This is a genomic window from Methylorubrum sp. Q1 (assembly GCF_004683995.1).
In the GTDB taxonomy this organism is placed as follows: domain Bacteria; phylum Pseudomonadota; class Alphaproteobacteria; order Rhizobiales; family Beijerinckiaceae; genus Methylobacterium.
The window spans coordinates 38,397-51,555 of record NZ_SRHQ01000024.1 but is presented as its reverse complement, the minus strand read 5'-3'; the positions used below and the strand labels follow the sequence as shown (position 1 = coordinate 51,555).

General features: G+C 71.1%; 11 protein-coding genes and 1 pseudogene. 8 read left to right on the top strand and 4 right to left on the bottom strand.

The features are described from left to right. Positions 1-2: 2 nt before the first annotated feature. Complete coding sequence (gene xseA / locus E4V01_RS20300) at positions 3-1,574, bottom strand: exodeoxyribonuclease VII large subunit (RefSeq protein WP_135299584.1); 1,572 nt, start codon at positions 1,572-1,574, stop codon at positions 3-5. Positions 1,575-2,017: 443 nt separating this feature from the next. On the opposite strand from xseA, the gene E4V01_RS20295 reads away from it, so the two are divergent. Both E4V01_RS20295 and E4V01_RS20290 read left to right on the top strand, forming a co-directional pair. Continuing rightward, positions 2,018-2,641: a pyridoxamine 5'-phosphate oxidase family protein gene (locus E4V01_RS20295; RefSeq protein WP_060772359.1), complete on the top strand. Its 624-nt coding sequence runs from the start codon at positions 2,018-2,020 to the stop codon at positions 2,639-2,641. A 53-nt stretch (positions 2,642-2,694) separates the two neighbouring features. After that, positions 2,695-3,230: pseudogene (locus tag E4V01_RS20290) on the top strand (AAA family ATPase). A 284-nt stretch (positions 3,231-3,514) separates the two neighbouring features. Here the strand turns inward: E4V01_RS20290 and E4V01_RS20285 are convergent. After that, the gene (locus E4V01_RS20285; RefSeq protein WP_135299583.1) at positions 3,515-3,730 is read right to left on the bottom strand and encodes a hypothetical protein; all 216 of its coding nucleotides are present in this window, start codon (positions 3,728-3,730) and stop codon (positions 3,515-3,517) included. A gap of 86 nt (positions 3,731-3,816) precedes the next feature. Continuing rightward, a complete protein-coding gene (locus E4V01_RS20280) occupies positions 3,817-4,554 on the bottom strand; it encodes a hypothetical protein (RefSeq protein ID WP_135299582.1) in 738 nt (245 codons plus the stop codon). A gap of 106 nt (positions 4,555-4,660) precedes the next feature. Between E4V01_RS20280 and purD the strand changes: the two genes are divergently transcribed. From purD to E4V01_RS20265, 3 genes are all read left to right on the top strand, one after another. Beyond that, complete coding sequence (purD, locus tag E4V01_RS20275) at positions 4,661-5,968, top strand: phosphoribosylamine--glycine ligase (RefSeq protein WP_135299581.1); 1,308 nt, start codon at positions 4,661-4,663, stop codon at positions 5,966-5,968. 110 nt (positions 5,969-6,078) lie between these two features. After that, positions 6,079-6,522, top strand: coding sequence for a nucleoside deaminase (locus E4V01_RS20270; RefSeq protein WP_060772358.1), 444 nt, complete (start codon positions 6,079-6,081; stop codon positions 6,520-6,522). A gap of 72 nt (positions 6,523-6,594) precedes the next feature. Beyond that, entirely contained in the window at positions 6,595-7,296 is a 702-nt protein-coding gene (locus E4V01_RS20265) for an SDR family oxidoreductase (RefSeq protein ID WP_135299580.1), read from the top strand. A 5-nt stretch (positions 7,297-7,301) separates the two neighbouring features. Here E4V01_RS20265 and E4V01_RS20260 read toward each other — a convergent pair whose 3' ends face one another. Then, positions 7,302-8,219 carry an alpha/beta fold hydrolase gene (locus E4V01_RS20260; protein ID WP_135299579.1) on the bottom strand — a complete coding sequence of 306 codons (918 nt, stop codon included), beginning with the start codon at positions 8,217-8,219 and terminating at the stop codon, positions 7,302-7,304. A gap of 274 nt (positions 8,220-8,493) precedes the next feature. Between E4V01_RS20260 and E4V01_RS20255 the strand changes: the two genes are divergently transcribed. From E4V01_RS20255 to E4V01_RS20245, 3 genes are all read left to right on the top strand, one after another. After that, positions 8,494-10,608, top strand: a complete 2,115-nt coding sequence (locus tag E4V01_RS20255) for a bifunctional diguanylate cyclase/phosphodiesterase (protein ID WP_135299578.1) — start codon at positions 8,494-8,496, stop codon at positions 10,606-10,608. 260 nt (positions 10,609-10,868) lie between these two features. Next, positions 10,869-11,045, top strand: coding sequence for a DUF1328 domain-containing protein (locus E4V01_RS20250; protein WP_012456035.1), 177 nt, complete (start codon positions 10,869-10,871; stop codon positions 11,043-11,045). A gap of 107 nt (positions 11,046-11,152) precedes the next feature. Further along, positions 11,153-13,147, top strand: a complete 1,995-nt coding sequence (locus E4V01_RS20245) for a pseudouridine synthase (protein ID WP_135299577.1) — start codon at positions 11,153-11,155, stop codon at positions 13,145-13,147. Positions 13,148-13,159 lie beyond the last annotated feature (12 nt).

Here is a 13,159-nt window from a genome sequence, read left to right as displayed (position 1 = left end):
GCTCAGAACAGCGACCCCTGTCGCGCGGCCGGTTCGGCCGCCGCCTTCTCAGGCTTCGGTGCGGGCTCGGGCGCGGCCCGGCGGGGCGCGCGCTTCGGGCGCGGCGCCGAGCGCGGCGCGTCGGCGAGGGGGGGCGCAACGGGGTCGTCCGGAGCCTCCTCGGGGCGCGCAAAAAGAGCGCCGTCCGCGAACTGGAGCTGGAACCGCGCGGCCTGGGCAGCGGCCGCGGCCGAGCGCACCGGCAGGCCGTCGGCGTCGCGCACGAGCGCGTAGCCGCGGGCGAGCACGGCCTTGTAGCTCAGCGCCCCGAGCAGGCTGCCAAGCGCGCCGAGCCGGTCGCGGCGGCGCTCGACGATGCGGCTCATGGCGGTGCGCGGACGGTGGTCGATGGCGGCGAGCCGTGCCCGCGCCTCGGCCAGCGCGATCGCCGGGGAGCGCCGGGTGAGGCGGTCGGCGAGGCGGTTCAGGCGCTCGCGGGAATCGCGGGCGTTGGCGGCGAGCGCCGGCCGCAGCCGCGCGTCGGCGAGGTCGAGGCGCTGGCGCTTGACGGCGAGGAAGGCGTCGGCGCCGGGGATCGCCCGCACCAGCGCCCGGAAATCCGCCCGCTCGCGCTCGATCCGCCGCAGCATCGTGCCCGCCTGCCGGGCGCCGAGATCGTGGACCTGGGCGGCGAGTTCGGCCCGCACCGGAACCGCCATCTCGGCCGCGCCCGTGGGCGTCGGGGCGCGGCGGTCGGAGGCGAAGTCGATCAGCGTCGTATCGGTCTCGTGGCCGACGGCGGAGATCAGCGGGATCTCGGACTCGGCGGCGGCGCGCACCACCGCCTCCTCGTTGAAGGCCCAGAGATCCTCGATCGAGCCGCCGCCGCGGGCGACGATCAGCACGTCCGGCCGCGGGATCGGGCCATCGGGCGACAGCGCGTTGAAGCCCCGGATCGCCGCGGCGATTTCTTCCGCCGCCCCCTCCCCCTGCACCCGCACCGGCCAGACCAGCACGGGGCGGGGAAAGCGGTCCTCCAGCCGGTGGAGGATGTCGCGGATCACCGCGCCTGTCGGCGAGGTGACGACGCCGATCACCCGCGGCAGGAACGGGATCGGCCGCTTCCGCTCCGCCTCGAACAGCCCCTCGGCCGCAAGCTGGCGCTTGCGCTCCTCCAGCAGCGCCATCCAGGCGCCGATGCCGGCGGGCTCCATCGAGTCGATGACGATCTGGTACGAGGATTTTCCGGCGAAGGTCGTGATCTTGCCGGTGGCGACGACCTCGAGCCCTTCCTTGGGCTTCTGGCGCAGGCGCCCGAGCACGCCCTTCCACACCACCGCGTCGATCTTCGCCGAGCCGTCTTTCAGCGAGAAGTAGGCGTGACCCGAGCCGTGCGGCCCGCGATAGCCCGTGATCTCGCCGCGCAGGCGCACATGCCCGAAGGCATCCTCCAGGGTGCGCTTCAGGGCGGCGGCGAGATCGCCGACCGACCATTCGGGCGTGTTGGCCTGGAGCAGCGCCGAGGGCGCCGGCTCCCCCGGCGGCGGCACGGCGGCGGCAGAGGTCGCAGGACGTGGCGGGGGCACGAGCGGCATGGGCCGGACGCTAGGGAACAGGCCGGGTGAGGTAAAGGCCGACCGCACGATCGGCTGGGGAACGGCGTGCGGGTGTTGCGCCGGAGCCGCGTGGTTACCCTTGCCGACTCCGAGGTTGACTGTACCGCGATCCTTACCAGCATCCTTCGGCGACAAGCTCTTCGTCGCGAGGCGCGCCTGCCCTGGGCTCAATGTGCGCGCCGAGTATAAGCGAGCGGTCGAACAGGCTCTCTGGAAGGCGTACGTTGAGCAGTACGGCGAAACTGTCCATACTGAGGTTCTTGCCGAAATTCAGTCTAGAGCATCGTCTCGAAAGGTGGTTGCCGGCTTTCGGAAAAAAGATGATGCGAAAACAAGAGCCTAAATCATCGTCTTGGATCAGCAGCAATGACCACGCTCGCACCCTTCTCGCAAACGCGGTGGCCTGAAAAGGAGAAATGGTGATGGCGGCCGATAACAACAGCGTCAGAACGCTGGAAGAGCTTGGGGCTCTGTACGGTCCCGTGGCTCCCCCCTCGGTCATCAAGGAGGTGGACCATATCCACGCCATCTATCGCCCCTTCATCGAAGCGGCGCCGTTCGCTGTTCTGGCAACGTGCGGGCCGCGAGGGTTGGACGCCACGCCGCGTGGCGACCCAGCGGGCTTCGTTCACATCGAGGACGAGAAGACGCTGATGCTGCCCGACAGGCGCGGGAACAACCGGATCGACAGCCTGCGCAACATCATTGCCGATCCGCGCGTCGCGCTGCTGTTCATGGTGCCCGGCATCGGCGAAACATTGCGGGTCAACGGAACGGCAGAGATACTGGCGGGGACCGAACAGCTCGCGCGTTTCACAATGGCAGGGCAACTCCCGAAAACCATCCTCCGCATCACCGTGAGCAGCGTGTTCTTCCAGTGCAGTCGTGCGGTGATCCGCGCCGGACTTTGGAAGCAGGAAAGCCATATCGCGCGGGATGACCTTCCCAGCGCGGGTTCCATCCTGCGAACACTGTCGCGTGCGGAGTTCGATGGGGATGCCTATGATCGGGCATTGCCCCAGCGTCTGGCCGATACCCTCTACTGACGCGCCAGCACGCGGCGTTCCCAAAACATGCCTACGAGACGACCGCACGAAGCATGACCGACCATCTTCACGTCATTACGGGCGGCCCAGGATCGGGCAAAACGAGCTTGATCGAGGCCCTTGCAGGTGCGGGCCTCCGGCACATGCCGGAGGCTGGGAGATCGATAATTCGGGACCGAGGAATATCGGCGGCACCACTTTGCCGTGGGACAATCGGGAAGCCTTCGCGGCGTTGATGCTCGGATGGGAAATGCGGTCCCACCACGAGGCCGCGAACGCTCCCGGCCCGATCATCTTCGATCGCGGCATCCCCGCCGTTATCGGCAATCTGCGGTTATGCGGGTTGCCCGTACCGGCTCAGGCGCTGCGGGCGGCCGAGCAGCGACGCTATGCGAGGAAGGTCTTCATAGCTCCGCACTGGCCGGCCATCTTCGAGCAGGATGCCGAGCGTAGGCAGACGATCGCAGAAGCCGAAAACACCTATCATGCGATGGTGAATGCCTATTCCGGGTTGGGTTACGAGCTTGTACCCTTACCGTTCACGTCGATCACCGATCGGGTGGTGTTCGTCCGCAACCTGATCGGCTGATTCCCACTCTTCGATCCGCTGTGAGAACAGGGCACTCATGGCCCCACTCTGATAACGCGATTAGCTCGATCTGGGGAGATTCTGCAGAAAAATGTTTCAGATCAAAATATTAGCCCATCAGCCCGCTTTTGCTAAGTCATTCATATCACTACGGAAATCCAGCGTTCTGCCCAGGTAGTGTTGAGCAGAAGACATGCGCAATGGATAGAACTTCGACCGCGCTGGATTCTCGCGGGGAGAAGTCAATCAGACACGGCAGCGGGTGCGACGAGGGCGCCCAGTGCTCAGATCAGGCGCGTGAGGATCAGCACCGCCGTCACGGCCGGGGCGGCGGCGGCCGCCATGGCCCAGGGCCAGACCGGCGCGAGACGCGAGCGGCGGTTGTCGTTGGCGGCCCTCGGCACCGAGCGGCGCTGCACCACGTAGTGCGACAGCCGAACGACGGGTTGCTCGCGGGGCGGGCGGGCGGGGGAGGCGATCGAGTGGCGACAGATCGGCATGGCTCTCATCAACAGGCGAGCCCGGCCAACCGTTCCGTCCGGCGCGCGGGATAAAGCGATCCCGGTGGAGGGCCGCGCCGACGCGCTCACCACAGCGAGAATTCGGTGGCGAAATCCGTGGTCCGCAGCGGGCATTTCGGCGCGGGACAGGGCTCGGCCGCGACGGTCGCGAGCACGCCGTCCGCCCCCGCCTCGAAGCGCAGGCGCACGGGCGGGTCGTCCTCCTTGGCGTAGGCGAGCCGCACCTCGAAGCGCACCGCGTCGAAGGTCTTGCGGTCGGCATAGACGATCACGTCGCGGGAGACGGATTCGCCCGGATTGAGGTCGGAGGGCTCGCTCGGAAGCGGCGTCGCGCCGGAGAACAGCAACCCCTGGCGCAGGATCGGCATCCCGCCGCTCTCGCGCACGTAGTCGCGGGCGGCATCGACGTTCGCCGTGCCGGAGAGCGAGTCCCGGAAGGCGGCCTCCCGCGCCGCCGTATCGTCGCTCGATTCGGAGAAGCGGGTGCGGATGCCGACCACGGTGTAGGTCAGCCCGAGTACGCGCACGCCCGCCTGGCCGACATTGGTGCGGGTCACGGTCGAGCGGATCGCCACCCGGTCGCCGCGCACGCCGACCCGGGCCAGATCGGTCTTCACCGAGACCGAGGGCGGGGCGAGCCCCGGCTTGATCCGCGCCTCGTAGACGAAGGTGTAGACGCCCCAGGCCCCTGCCCCGAGGATCGCCAAGGTCTGCACCAGGGTGTTGGCGCCTTCCAGGCCGAGCCCGCGGCGCTGTCGGCCCGGCCCCTCGTGACGGTCCGGCTGACGATCTTGCGGCGCCATGAGGCGGCTTCTCCCTTGCTGGCCGGGTGCATGGCCGGCCGCGTCGCCGGGGCAAACGCGAAACGCCCTTTCCCCGGCCCAAAATTTTTTGGATAGGGTTCTTCTCATGACCGAGCCCTTCTCCATCCTGCTCATCGGCTCCGGCGGGCGCGAACACGCGCTGGCCTGGGCCATCGCGAAATCGCCGCTCTGCGCGCGGCTGTTCATCGCCCCCGGCAATCCGGGCACGGCGCAGCACGGCGAGAACCGGCCGGACCTCGCGGTGTCCGACCACGCCGCCGTCGTCGCGTTCTGCCGGGCGGAAGGGGTCGGCCTCGTGGTGGTCGGGCCGGAGGCGCCGCTGGTGGCGGGCCTCGTCGACGACCTTCAGGCCGCCGGCATCCCCGCCTTCGGGCCGACGAAGGAAGCGGCGCAGCTCGAAGGCTCGAAGGGCTTCACCAAGGATCTGTGCGCCGCGCACGACATCCCGACCGCCGCCTTCGCCCGCTTCACCGACCTCGATCCGGCGCTGGCCTATCTGCGCGCGCGCGGCGCGCCGATCGTGGTCAAGGCCGACGGGCTCGCCGCTGGCAAGGGCGTGACCGTGGCCGAGACGCTGCCCGAGGCCGAGGCCGCCGTGCGGGCGATCCTCGACGGCAGCGAGGGCGGGGCGCTCGTCATCGAGGAATGCCTGTTCGGCGAGGAGGCGAGCTTCTTCGCGCTCTGCGACGGCACCCGTGCGGTGCCGATCGGGACGGCGCAGGACCACAAGCGCGTCCATGACGGCGACCTCGGCCCCAATACGGGGGGCATGGGCGCCTATTCTCCCGCCTCCATCGTCACGCCGGAGATCACCGAGACGGTGATGACGCGGATCATCGCGCCGACGCTGGCCGGGATGGCCGCCCGCGGCACGCCCTTCGCCGGCATCCTCTATGCCGGGCTGATGCTGACGGCGGAGGGCCCGAAGCTCATCGAGTACAACACCCGCTTCGGCGATCCGGAGGCGCAGGTGCTGATGCCGCGCCTGACCGACGATCTCGTGCCGGCCCTGCTGGCCGCGGCTCAAGGCGACCTCTCCGGCGTCGCCATCGGCTTTGACGCCTCCCGCGCCGCGCTCACCGTGGTGATGGCGGCGCGGGGCTATCCCGGCGCGGTGACCCGCGGCACGGAAATCCGCGGCGTCGAGGCGGCCGGGGGCGAGGCGGGCGACGCGACGGTTCTGGTGTTCCAGGCCGGCACCCGCCGCGACGGCGACCGGCTGCTCGCCGATGGCGGCCGGGTGCTCGCGGTCACGGCGCTCGGCGCCAGCGTGGGGCAAGCGAAAGACCGCGCCTACGCGGCAGTGAAGCGCATCGACTGGCCGGACGGGTTCTTCCGCAGCGATATCGGCGGCCGGGAGGTCGCCCGCGAAGCGGCTTCCTCCGGCACGTAAGACCCATCGATGATGACTCATCGTCGATGGCCCGCGCGACGGCGCGGCGGCGGGCGTCCGCCGGACGCATGGAGTTCGACCATCGGTCGGGTTCCATGCAGCTTGGCGTGATGCCCGGTTTCCTCGACCTCGCCTTCACCGCCGCCCGCGAGGCCGCGGCTCTGGGCGAGGTGCCGGTCGGCGCGGCCGTGGTGCGGGACGGGACCGTGCTCGCGGTTGCCGGCAACCGGCCGCGCACGCTGTGCGACCCCACGGCCCATGCCGAGATCCTGGCGATCCGCGCCGCCTGCGCCGCGCTGCGCGACGAGCGGCTCACCGGCTGCGACCTCTACGTCACCCTGGAGCCCTGCCCGATGTGCGCGGGCGCGATCGCCTTCGCCCGCATCCGCCGGCTCTACTACGCCGCCTCCGACCCCAAGGGCGGCGGCGTCGAGCACGGCCCCCGCGTGTTCAACCAGCCGACCTGCCACCACGCGCCGGAGGTCTATTCGGGCTTTCGCGAGGGCGAGGCGGCCGGCCTCCTCAGGGATTTCTTTTCGGAAAGGCGGGGGTGAGCGGGAGGCGAACCGCGGCGGCTCGCGGCGCGTTCGGCTCACGTCCCGCGATGCCGCACGGAGCCCCCTCCCATGGTCCCGACCTACCAGCGCGCCCTGATCGTCGGTGCCGGCCCCGGTCTGAGCGCCTCGCTGGCGCGCCTGTTCACGGCCGAGGGGCTGAAGGTCGGGCTTGCCGCGCGAAATGTCGAAAAGCTGAGCGATCTCGCCGCCGAGACGGGGGCCGTGGTCCATGCCTGCGATGCCACCGATCCGGGGCAGGTCGAGGCCCTGTTCCCCCGGCTCGAACCGGCGCTGGGCGGTGCGCCGGACGTGGTGGTCTACAACGCCAGCGGCCGGCTGCGCGGGGCCACCGTCGATCTCGATCCTGAGGCGGTGGCCCGCGCCCTCTCGGTCTCGGCCTATGGCGGCTTCCTCGTGGCGCAGGCCGCCGCCCGGCGGATGCTGCCCCACCGCCACGGCGCGATCCTGTTCACCGGCGCTTCGGCGAGCGTGAAGGGCTTTGCGGGCTCGGCCCCCTTCGCCATGGGCAAGTTCGCCCTGCGGGGCCTCGCGCAGAGCCTTGCCCGCGAATGGCAACCCCAGGGCATCCATGTCGCCCATATCGTGATCGATGGCGCCATCCGCTCCGCCGCCCGGCCCGATCCGGGGGATCGCCCCGACGCGACTCTCGATCCGGACGCCATCGCGAAAAGCTACCTCGCCCTCCTGCGCCAGGATCGCAGCGCCTGGACCGACGAGATCGCCCTCCGGCCGTGGGTCGAGCGCTTTTGAGGAATTTACGCTGCGAGAAAGCTCTTTAGCGCCCGCAGCGTCGGCTCCGGCGCTTCCTCGGCCATGAAGTGGCCGGAGGCGATGCGGGCGCCCTGCGCCCGTGGCGCAAAGGTCCGTTGCCAGGCCGCCAGCGCGGTCTCGGGCTTGTCCCGATCGAGATAGGCCTCGCTCGCGAGCACGAGCACCGGCATCGGCAGGGTCCGGCCCGCGGCGAGGTCGGCGCGGTCGGCGGCGCGGTCCGGCCCGTCGGCGCCGCCGGCCCGGTAATCCTCGCACATCGCGTGGATGCGCTCGGGCACGGCCCAGGCCTGCCGGTAGAGGGTGAGCGCGCGGGCGTCGAAGGCAGTCAGATCGTGCGCGGCGGTCCAGTCGCGCAGCAGCCCCTCGAAATAGCCGTCCGGATCGCGGCGGATCGCCTCCTCCGGTTCCGGGGCGGGGCGCGACAGGAACGGCCAGTGCGGGTTCGCGTCGGGATTCGCCTCGATGCGGGCCCACTGCACGTCGGTCGGCACGATGTCGAGCAGCGCGAGCCGCTCGATCCGGCCGGGTTCGTCCAGCGCCAGCCGGTAGCCGATGCGGGCACCGCGATCATGGCCGGCCAGCGCGAAGCGGATATGGCCGAGCCGCTCCATCACCGCGACGATCTCCGCCCCGAGCCGCCGCTTGGCGTAGGCGTTCTCCCCGCTCCCCGAATCCGGCGCGGCCGACCAGCCGTAGCCTTTCACGTCGAGGGCGATGACGCGGTGCGTCTCGGCGAGCGCCGGCGCCAGCCGGTGCCACATCGCGTGGCTCTGCGGAAAGCCGTGCAGCAGCAGGAGCGGCGGTGCCGATTCGGGACCGCCGGCCCGGCCGAACCAGCGGCCCGCCGGCCCCTCGATCCACAGCGGCGCGAAGCCGGGAAACAGGTCGTCGCCCTCTGCCATCCGCGTCCTCCCGTCTTGCCCTTCATGCGTCGCGGACAACGATCTCGCGGCGTCATGGCTCCGGGGTCAGGGCGCCCACGGCACGCGGGCCAGAGATCAGCCCGAGGTGGAGACGGGATATCGCCGAGCGGAGATGCGGCCTCCACAAGATCCTGCGGGGATCGCAGCGGCCGATGCACGGCATCGACTGGATTTTAAGCAGGTTGGCGAAGGCATAGGCAAGATAAAATGTTTACACTTCGACCGGATGATCGGGGTAGTCTATGGTGGTGACATGCCTTTGAACGACCTCGAAGAATTGGCGCGAATCGCCTTCGATTGGATCTGGGCGACGGATTCCGAGGATCGATTCAGCTACCTTTCCTCAGGGGCGGAGCGCCTGCTGGGCCGCCCGACGGCGAGCCTGATCGGGGTCGAGCGGTCCGCGCTGTTCTGCGAGCGGGAGGACCTGAGCCTCGCGGTCTACCGCGAGACGATCGCCGCCCGCCGCCCGTTCCGCGACCTGACCTACGTCTACCGCCATCCCGACGGTACGGCGCGCTGGTTCGAGATCAGCGGCCGGCCGCTGATCTCGCCCGAGGGCGATTTCCTGGGCTACCGCGGCGTCGGCAGCGACGTCAGCGAGCAGCACCGGACCCGCCACGCCCTGGTCGAGGCGCATGCCCAACTGAGCGAGCAGAACCGGCGCTTCGACGCCGCCCTGGCGAACATGACCCAGGGCCTGTGCATGTTCGACGCGGACCAGCGGCTCCTCGTCTGGAACCGGCGCTACCTGGAAATCTTCGGCCTGCCCGAAGGCGCGCTCGATGTCGGCATGAGCCAGCGCGCGATCATCGAGGCGCTGGTGACGCTCGGCTGCTACAAGCGCGGCGTCACGGTCGATGCGGTGAGCGAGGGCACCCGCACCTCGCTCACCGCGGACGGATCGAAGTCGGTGCTGCGCGAACTCGCCGACGGGCGGATCATCGCCGTGACCCACCGGCCCATGCCCGGCGGCGGCTGGGTGGCGACCTTCGAGGACATCACCGAGCGGCGGCGCAACGAGGCGCGCATCATCCACATGGCCCGTCACGACGGGCTCACCGACCTGCCCAATCGCACCCGTCTGCGCGAGATCGGCGCCGAGCTGATCGAGACGCTGCGGGGCGGCGCACACCTCGCCGTGCTCTGCCTCGATCTCGACCGCTTCAAGCCGATCAACGACAGCTTCGGCCATGCGGTGGGGGACACCCTGCTGCGGGCGGTGGCCGAGCGGCTGCGGGCGCATGTGCGCGGGCGCGACGTGGTGGCCCGGCTCGGCGGCGACGAGTTCGCCGTGCTGTCCCACGTCGAGGACACGGCCGGGGCGGCGGCGCTGGCCGAGCGCCTAATCGAGATGGTCGGCGCGCCCTACGACCTCGACGGGATCACCGTCGAGATCGGGATGAGCGCCGGCATCGCCCTCGCCGCGTCCGAGGACGGCGGCCCGCACAACATCGAGCGCCTCCTCAAGGAGGCCGACATGGCCCTCTACGAGGCGAAGGCCGAGGGGCGCGGCACCTGCCGCCTGTTCGAGCCGCAGATGGACGAGACCCTGCGCGAGCGGCTCGACCTCGAACGCGAGCTGCGCGAGGCGCTCCAGCAGGGCCTGTTCGAGCTGCATTACCAGCCGCTCGTGGACCTGTCCGACAACCGCATCACCGGGATGGAGGCGCTGGTGCGCTGGCGCCATCCCGAGCGCGGTCTCATGAGCCCGATGGTGTTCATCCCGCTGGCCGAGGAGACCGGCCTGATCGTGCCGATCGGCGAATGGGTGCTGCGCCAGGCCTGCCGTGATGCCGCCGCCTGGCCGGACGACATCAGCGTCGCGGTCAACGTCTCGCCGCTGCAACTGCGCCACCGCGGCTTCGTCCAGAGCGCGCTCGGCGCGCTCGCGGGCAGCGGCCTCAAGGCGGCGCGGCTGGAACTGGAGATTACCGAGAGCGTGCTGCTCGACGACACCGAGGCGAATCTCGAGACGCTCCATACCCTGCGCAAGCTCGGGGTGCGCATCTCCATGGACGATTTCGGCACGGGCTATTCCTCGATCAGCTACCTGCGGCGCTTCCCGTTCGACAAGATCAAGATCGACCGCTCCTTCGTGCGCGACTGCGCCGCGCAGTCGGAGGCCGGCGCCATCATCCGCGCCATCGTGAGCCTGGGGGCGAGCCTCGGCATCACCACGCTGGTCGAGGGCGTGGAGACCGAGCCGCAGCTGGCCACCGTCCGGGCGGAGGGTGCGCAGGAGGTCCAGGGTTACCTGTTCAGCCCGCCCCGGCCGATCCACGAGATCGCCGCCCTGCTCGAAACCTCGACGCGGTCCGAGGGACTGTCGGCAGGAACGCCGGCGGCAGGGACGCTCGCGGCCTGACACCACGCTTCGGCGGCCGTTTTTTCGCGCGCGGGGCCATCCCGCCCGCCGGTTCCGCGCCCGCAGCCCTCGCTGCTCCGCCACCCTCCTCCCGTGCGAGCGGGCACGGGCGCACGGATCCGGGGACGGGAACGCGCGGCCTCGGCGGCCGTTTTCAGCGCCAGGGACGGAACGATTCCGGCAGCTTGGCAATTTCACAGCCAGGACAGACTTCGAAGACACCGCAAGACACCGTCTGAGACGGACGTCAGGAGGATACCATGATCGGTTGGGCTGTTACCTTTCTCGTCGTCGCTCTGATCGCTGCGCTGCTCGGCTTCGGCGGCATCGCCGGCACCGCCATGGAAGCGGCCAAGATCGTCTTCTTCGTCGCCATCGCCCTGTTCCTGATCTCGGCGGTGATGGGCGCGGTGCGCGGGCGCTCCCCGCGGCTGTGACGATACGGCCGTTTCGCGAGGCATTTCGCGGGACTTGACGGACGAGGCGGCCCTTCGCGGGCCGCCTTTTCCTTTTGTGCGCCCCTCCGGTCTGATAAGGGGCGCGGATGACCGACATTCCAGACACCTCCCCGGCCGTGCCCGCGGACCAACCCGCCGCGCCCGAGGGTGAGCGCATTGCCAAGGCCATCGCCCGCGCCGGCATCGCCTCCCGCCGCGACGCGGAGGCGCTGATCGAGGCTGGCCGCGTCACCCTCAACGGCAAGGTCCTGACCTCGCCGGCGATCAACGTCACCGATTCCGATCGCATCACGGTGGACGACGAGCCCCTGCCCGCCCGCGAGCGGACCCGGCTCTGGCTCCTGCACAAGCCGCGCGGTGTCGTGACGACCGCCCGCGACCCGGAAGGCCGCCCGACCGTCTTCGACGGCCTGCCCGACGAGCTTCCGCGGGTCGTCGCCATCGGCCGGCTCGACATCAACACCGAAGGGCTGCTGCTCCTCACCAACGACGGGGGGCTGGCCAAGGTGATCGCCCATCCCGATACCGGCTGGCTGCGCCGCTACCGGGTGCGCGCCTTCGGCGACGTGACCCAGCCCGATCTCGACAAGCTGAAGAAGGGCCTGACCGTCGACGGCATGGAATACGGCCCGATCGAGGCGACCCTCGACCGGGCGCAGGGCGACAACGTCTGGATGACGCTCGGCCTGCGCGAGGGCAAGAACCGCGAGGTCAAGCGCATCCTCGAGCATCTCGGCCTCTCGGTGAACCGGCTGATCCGGCTCTCGTTCGGACCGTTCCAGCTCGGCGACCTCGAAGTCGGCCTCGTCGAAGAGATCCGCACCAAGGTTCTGAAGGAGCAGCTCGGAAAGAACCTCGCCGAGCAGGCGGGCGTCGATTTCGAGAGCCCGGTGCGCGAGACGATCGCCCCCTTCGGCAGCCCGAAGAAGGCAACCCGCGCCACGCAGGCCGCGGCGCCCGCGGGGCGGGGCCGTCAAGGCGCGCGCGACGAGGGTGCTTCGGAGGCCCGCTCGGGGTCTCGCGGCGGGTCGGCTGGCCGTCCGCCGCGCGATCCCGCCCGCCCTGCCGCCCCCCGCGCCGGGGCACGCCCGGCACCGCGTCCCCCTTCCCCGACCGTGTGGCGTGCCGACGAGGAGACGCGGCCCCGCGCTTCCAAGGTGCCGCGCCGGGGCATGGACCCCAAGACCGCCCGCGCGGCGGCGGCCGAGCGCGGCCGCGAGCGGGTCGGCGCGATCCAGGCGGCCGGCGACCGCCGGGTGCTGGTGGAGCGGCTTCAGCCCTCGCCCGAGACGCCCGCGCCCGAGCCGCATCGCCGGGTCCGCTTCCGCAACGAGGAGGAGCGCTCCGCCCCCCGCGACAGGGCGCGCGAAGACAGGCCGCGCCAGGATCGCCCCCGTGAGGACCGGCCACGCAGCCAGGGACCGCGCGAGAACCGCGCCCGCGACGAGCGGCCGGGCCGGGACGAGTTCCGCCGCGGCGCCCCCGCGGGCGATGCCCCTCCCCGCCGCCGTGAGGCCGGGGAGGCCGCACCGGCCGAGCGGCGCGGGCCGCCCCGCGAGCGTCCGTCCGATTTCGAGGGGCGTCCGCCGCGCGAGCGGAGCGAGGGCCGGCCTCAGCGTGACTCCTATGGTGGCTCCCATGAGCGCGGCGAGGGCGCACCCCGCCGCGAGCGGCCGAGCGAAGGGCGCCCGCCCGAGCGTCGCGGCCCCCCGCGCGATCGGCCCCGTGCCGCCGAGGGCGAGCGGCCAGCCCGCCCGCCGCGCGGCGCCGAGGCGGCCGATCGTCCCGCCTTCCGCAAGGGACCCGCTAAGGGGCCCGGCGGTGGTGCAGGCAAGAGCTTCGGCGGCAAGCCCGGCTTCAAGGGCGGTGACCGCGACGGCGCCAGAGGCGATTTCAAGGGCGGCGCGAAAGGTGGCCCGCGGGGCGACTTCAAGCCCGGTGGTGGCGGTCGGCCCGGCGGGCGCCCGGGCGGGCGTCCCGGCGGCAAGCCCGGCGGTGCTCCTGGGGGACGCCCCGGTGGTGGTGGCAAGGCGGGACCGCGCGGCGGACGTCCGAGCCGTCCGCCGCGCGGCGAGGGCTAAGGGGCCTCGCGC

Coding starts and splice junctions, on each gene's coding strand:
- E4V01_RS20295 (WP_060772359.1), top strand. CDS start 2,018: ATGGCGGCCGATAACAACAGCGTCAGAACGCTGGAAGAGCTTGGGGCT.
- E4V01_RS20285 (WP_135299583.1), bottom strand. CDS start 3,730: ATGCCGATCTGTCGCCACTCGATCGCCTCCCCCGCCCGCCCGCCCCGC.
- purD (WP_135299581.1), top strand. CDS start 4,661: ATGACCGAGCCCTTCTCCATCCTGCTCATCGGCTCCGGCGGGCGCGAA.
- E4V01_RS20280 (WP_135299582.1), bottom strand. CDS start 4,554: ATGGCGCCGCAAGATCGTCAGCCGGACCGTCACGAGGGGCCGGGCCGA.
- E4V01_RS20260 (WP_135299579.1), bottom strand. CDS start 8,219: ATGGCAGAGGGCGACGACCTGTTTCCCGGCTTCGCGCCGCTGTGGATC.
- E4V01_RS20255 (WP_135299578.1), top strand. CDS start 8,494: ATGCCTTTGAACGACCTCGAAGAATTGGCGCGAATCGCCTTCGATTGG.
- E4V01_RS20270 (WP_060772358.1), top strand. CDS start 6,079: ATGCCCGGTTTCCTCGACCTCGCCTTCACCGCCGCCCGCGAGGCCGCG.
- E4V01_RS20245 (WP_135299577.1), top strand. CDS start 11,153: ATGACCGACATTCCAGACACCTCCCCGGCCGTGCCCGCGGACCAACCC.
- xseA (WP_135299584.1), bottom strand. CDS start 1,574: ATGCCGCTCGTGCCCCCGCCACGTCCTGCGACCTCTGCCGCCGCCGTG.
- E4V01_RS20265 (WP_135299580.1), top strand. CDS start 6,595: ATGGTCCCGACCTACCAGCGCGCCCTGATCGTCGGTGCCGGCCCCGGT.
- E4V01_RS20250 (WP_012456035.1), top strand. CDS start 10,869: ATGATCGGTTGGGCTGTTACCTTTCTCGTCGTCGCTCTGATCGCTGCG.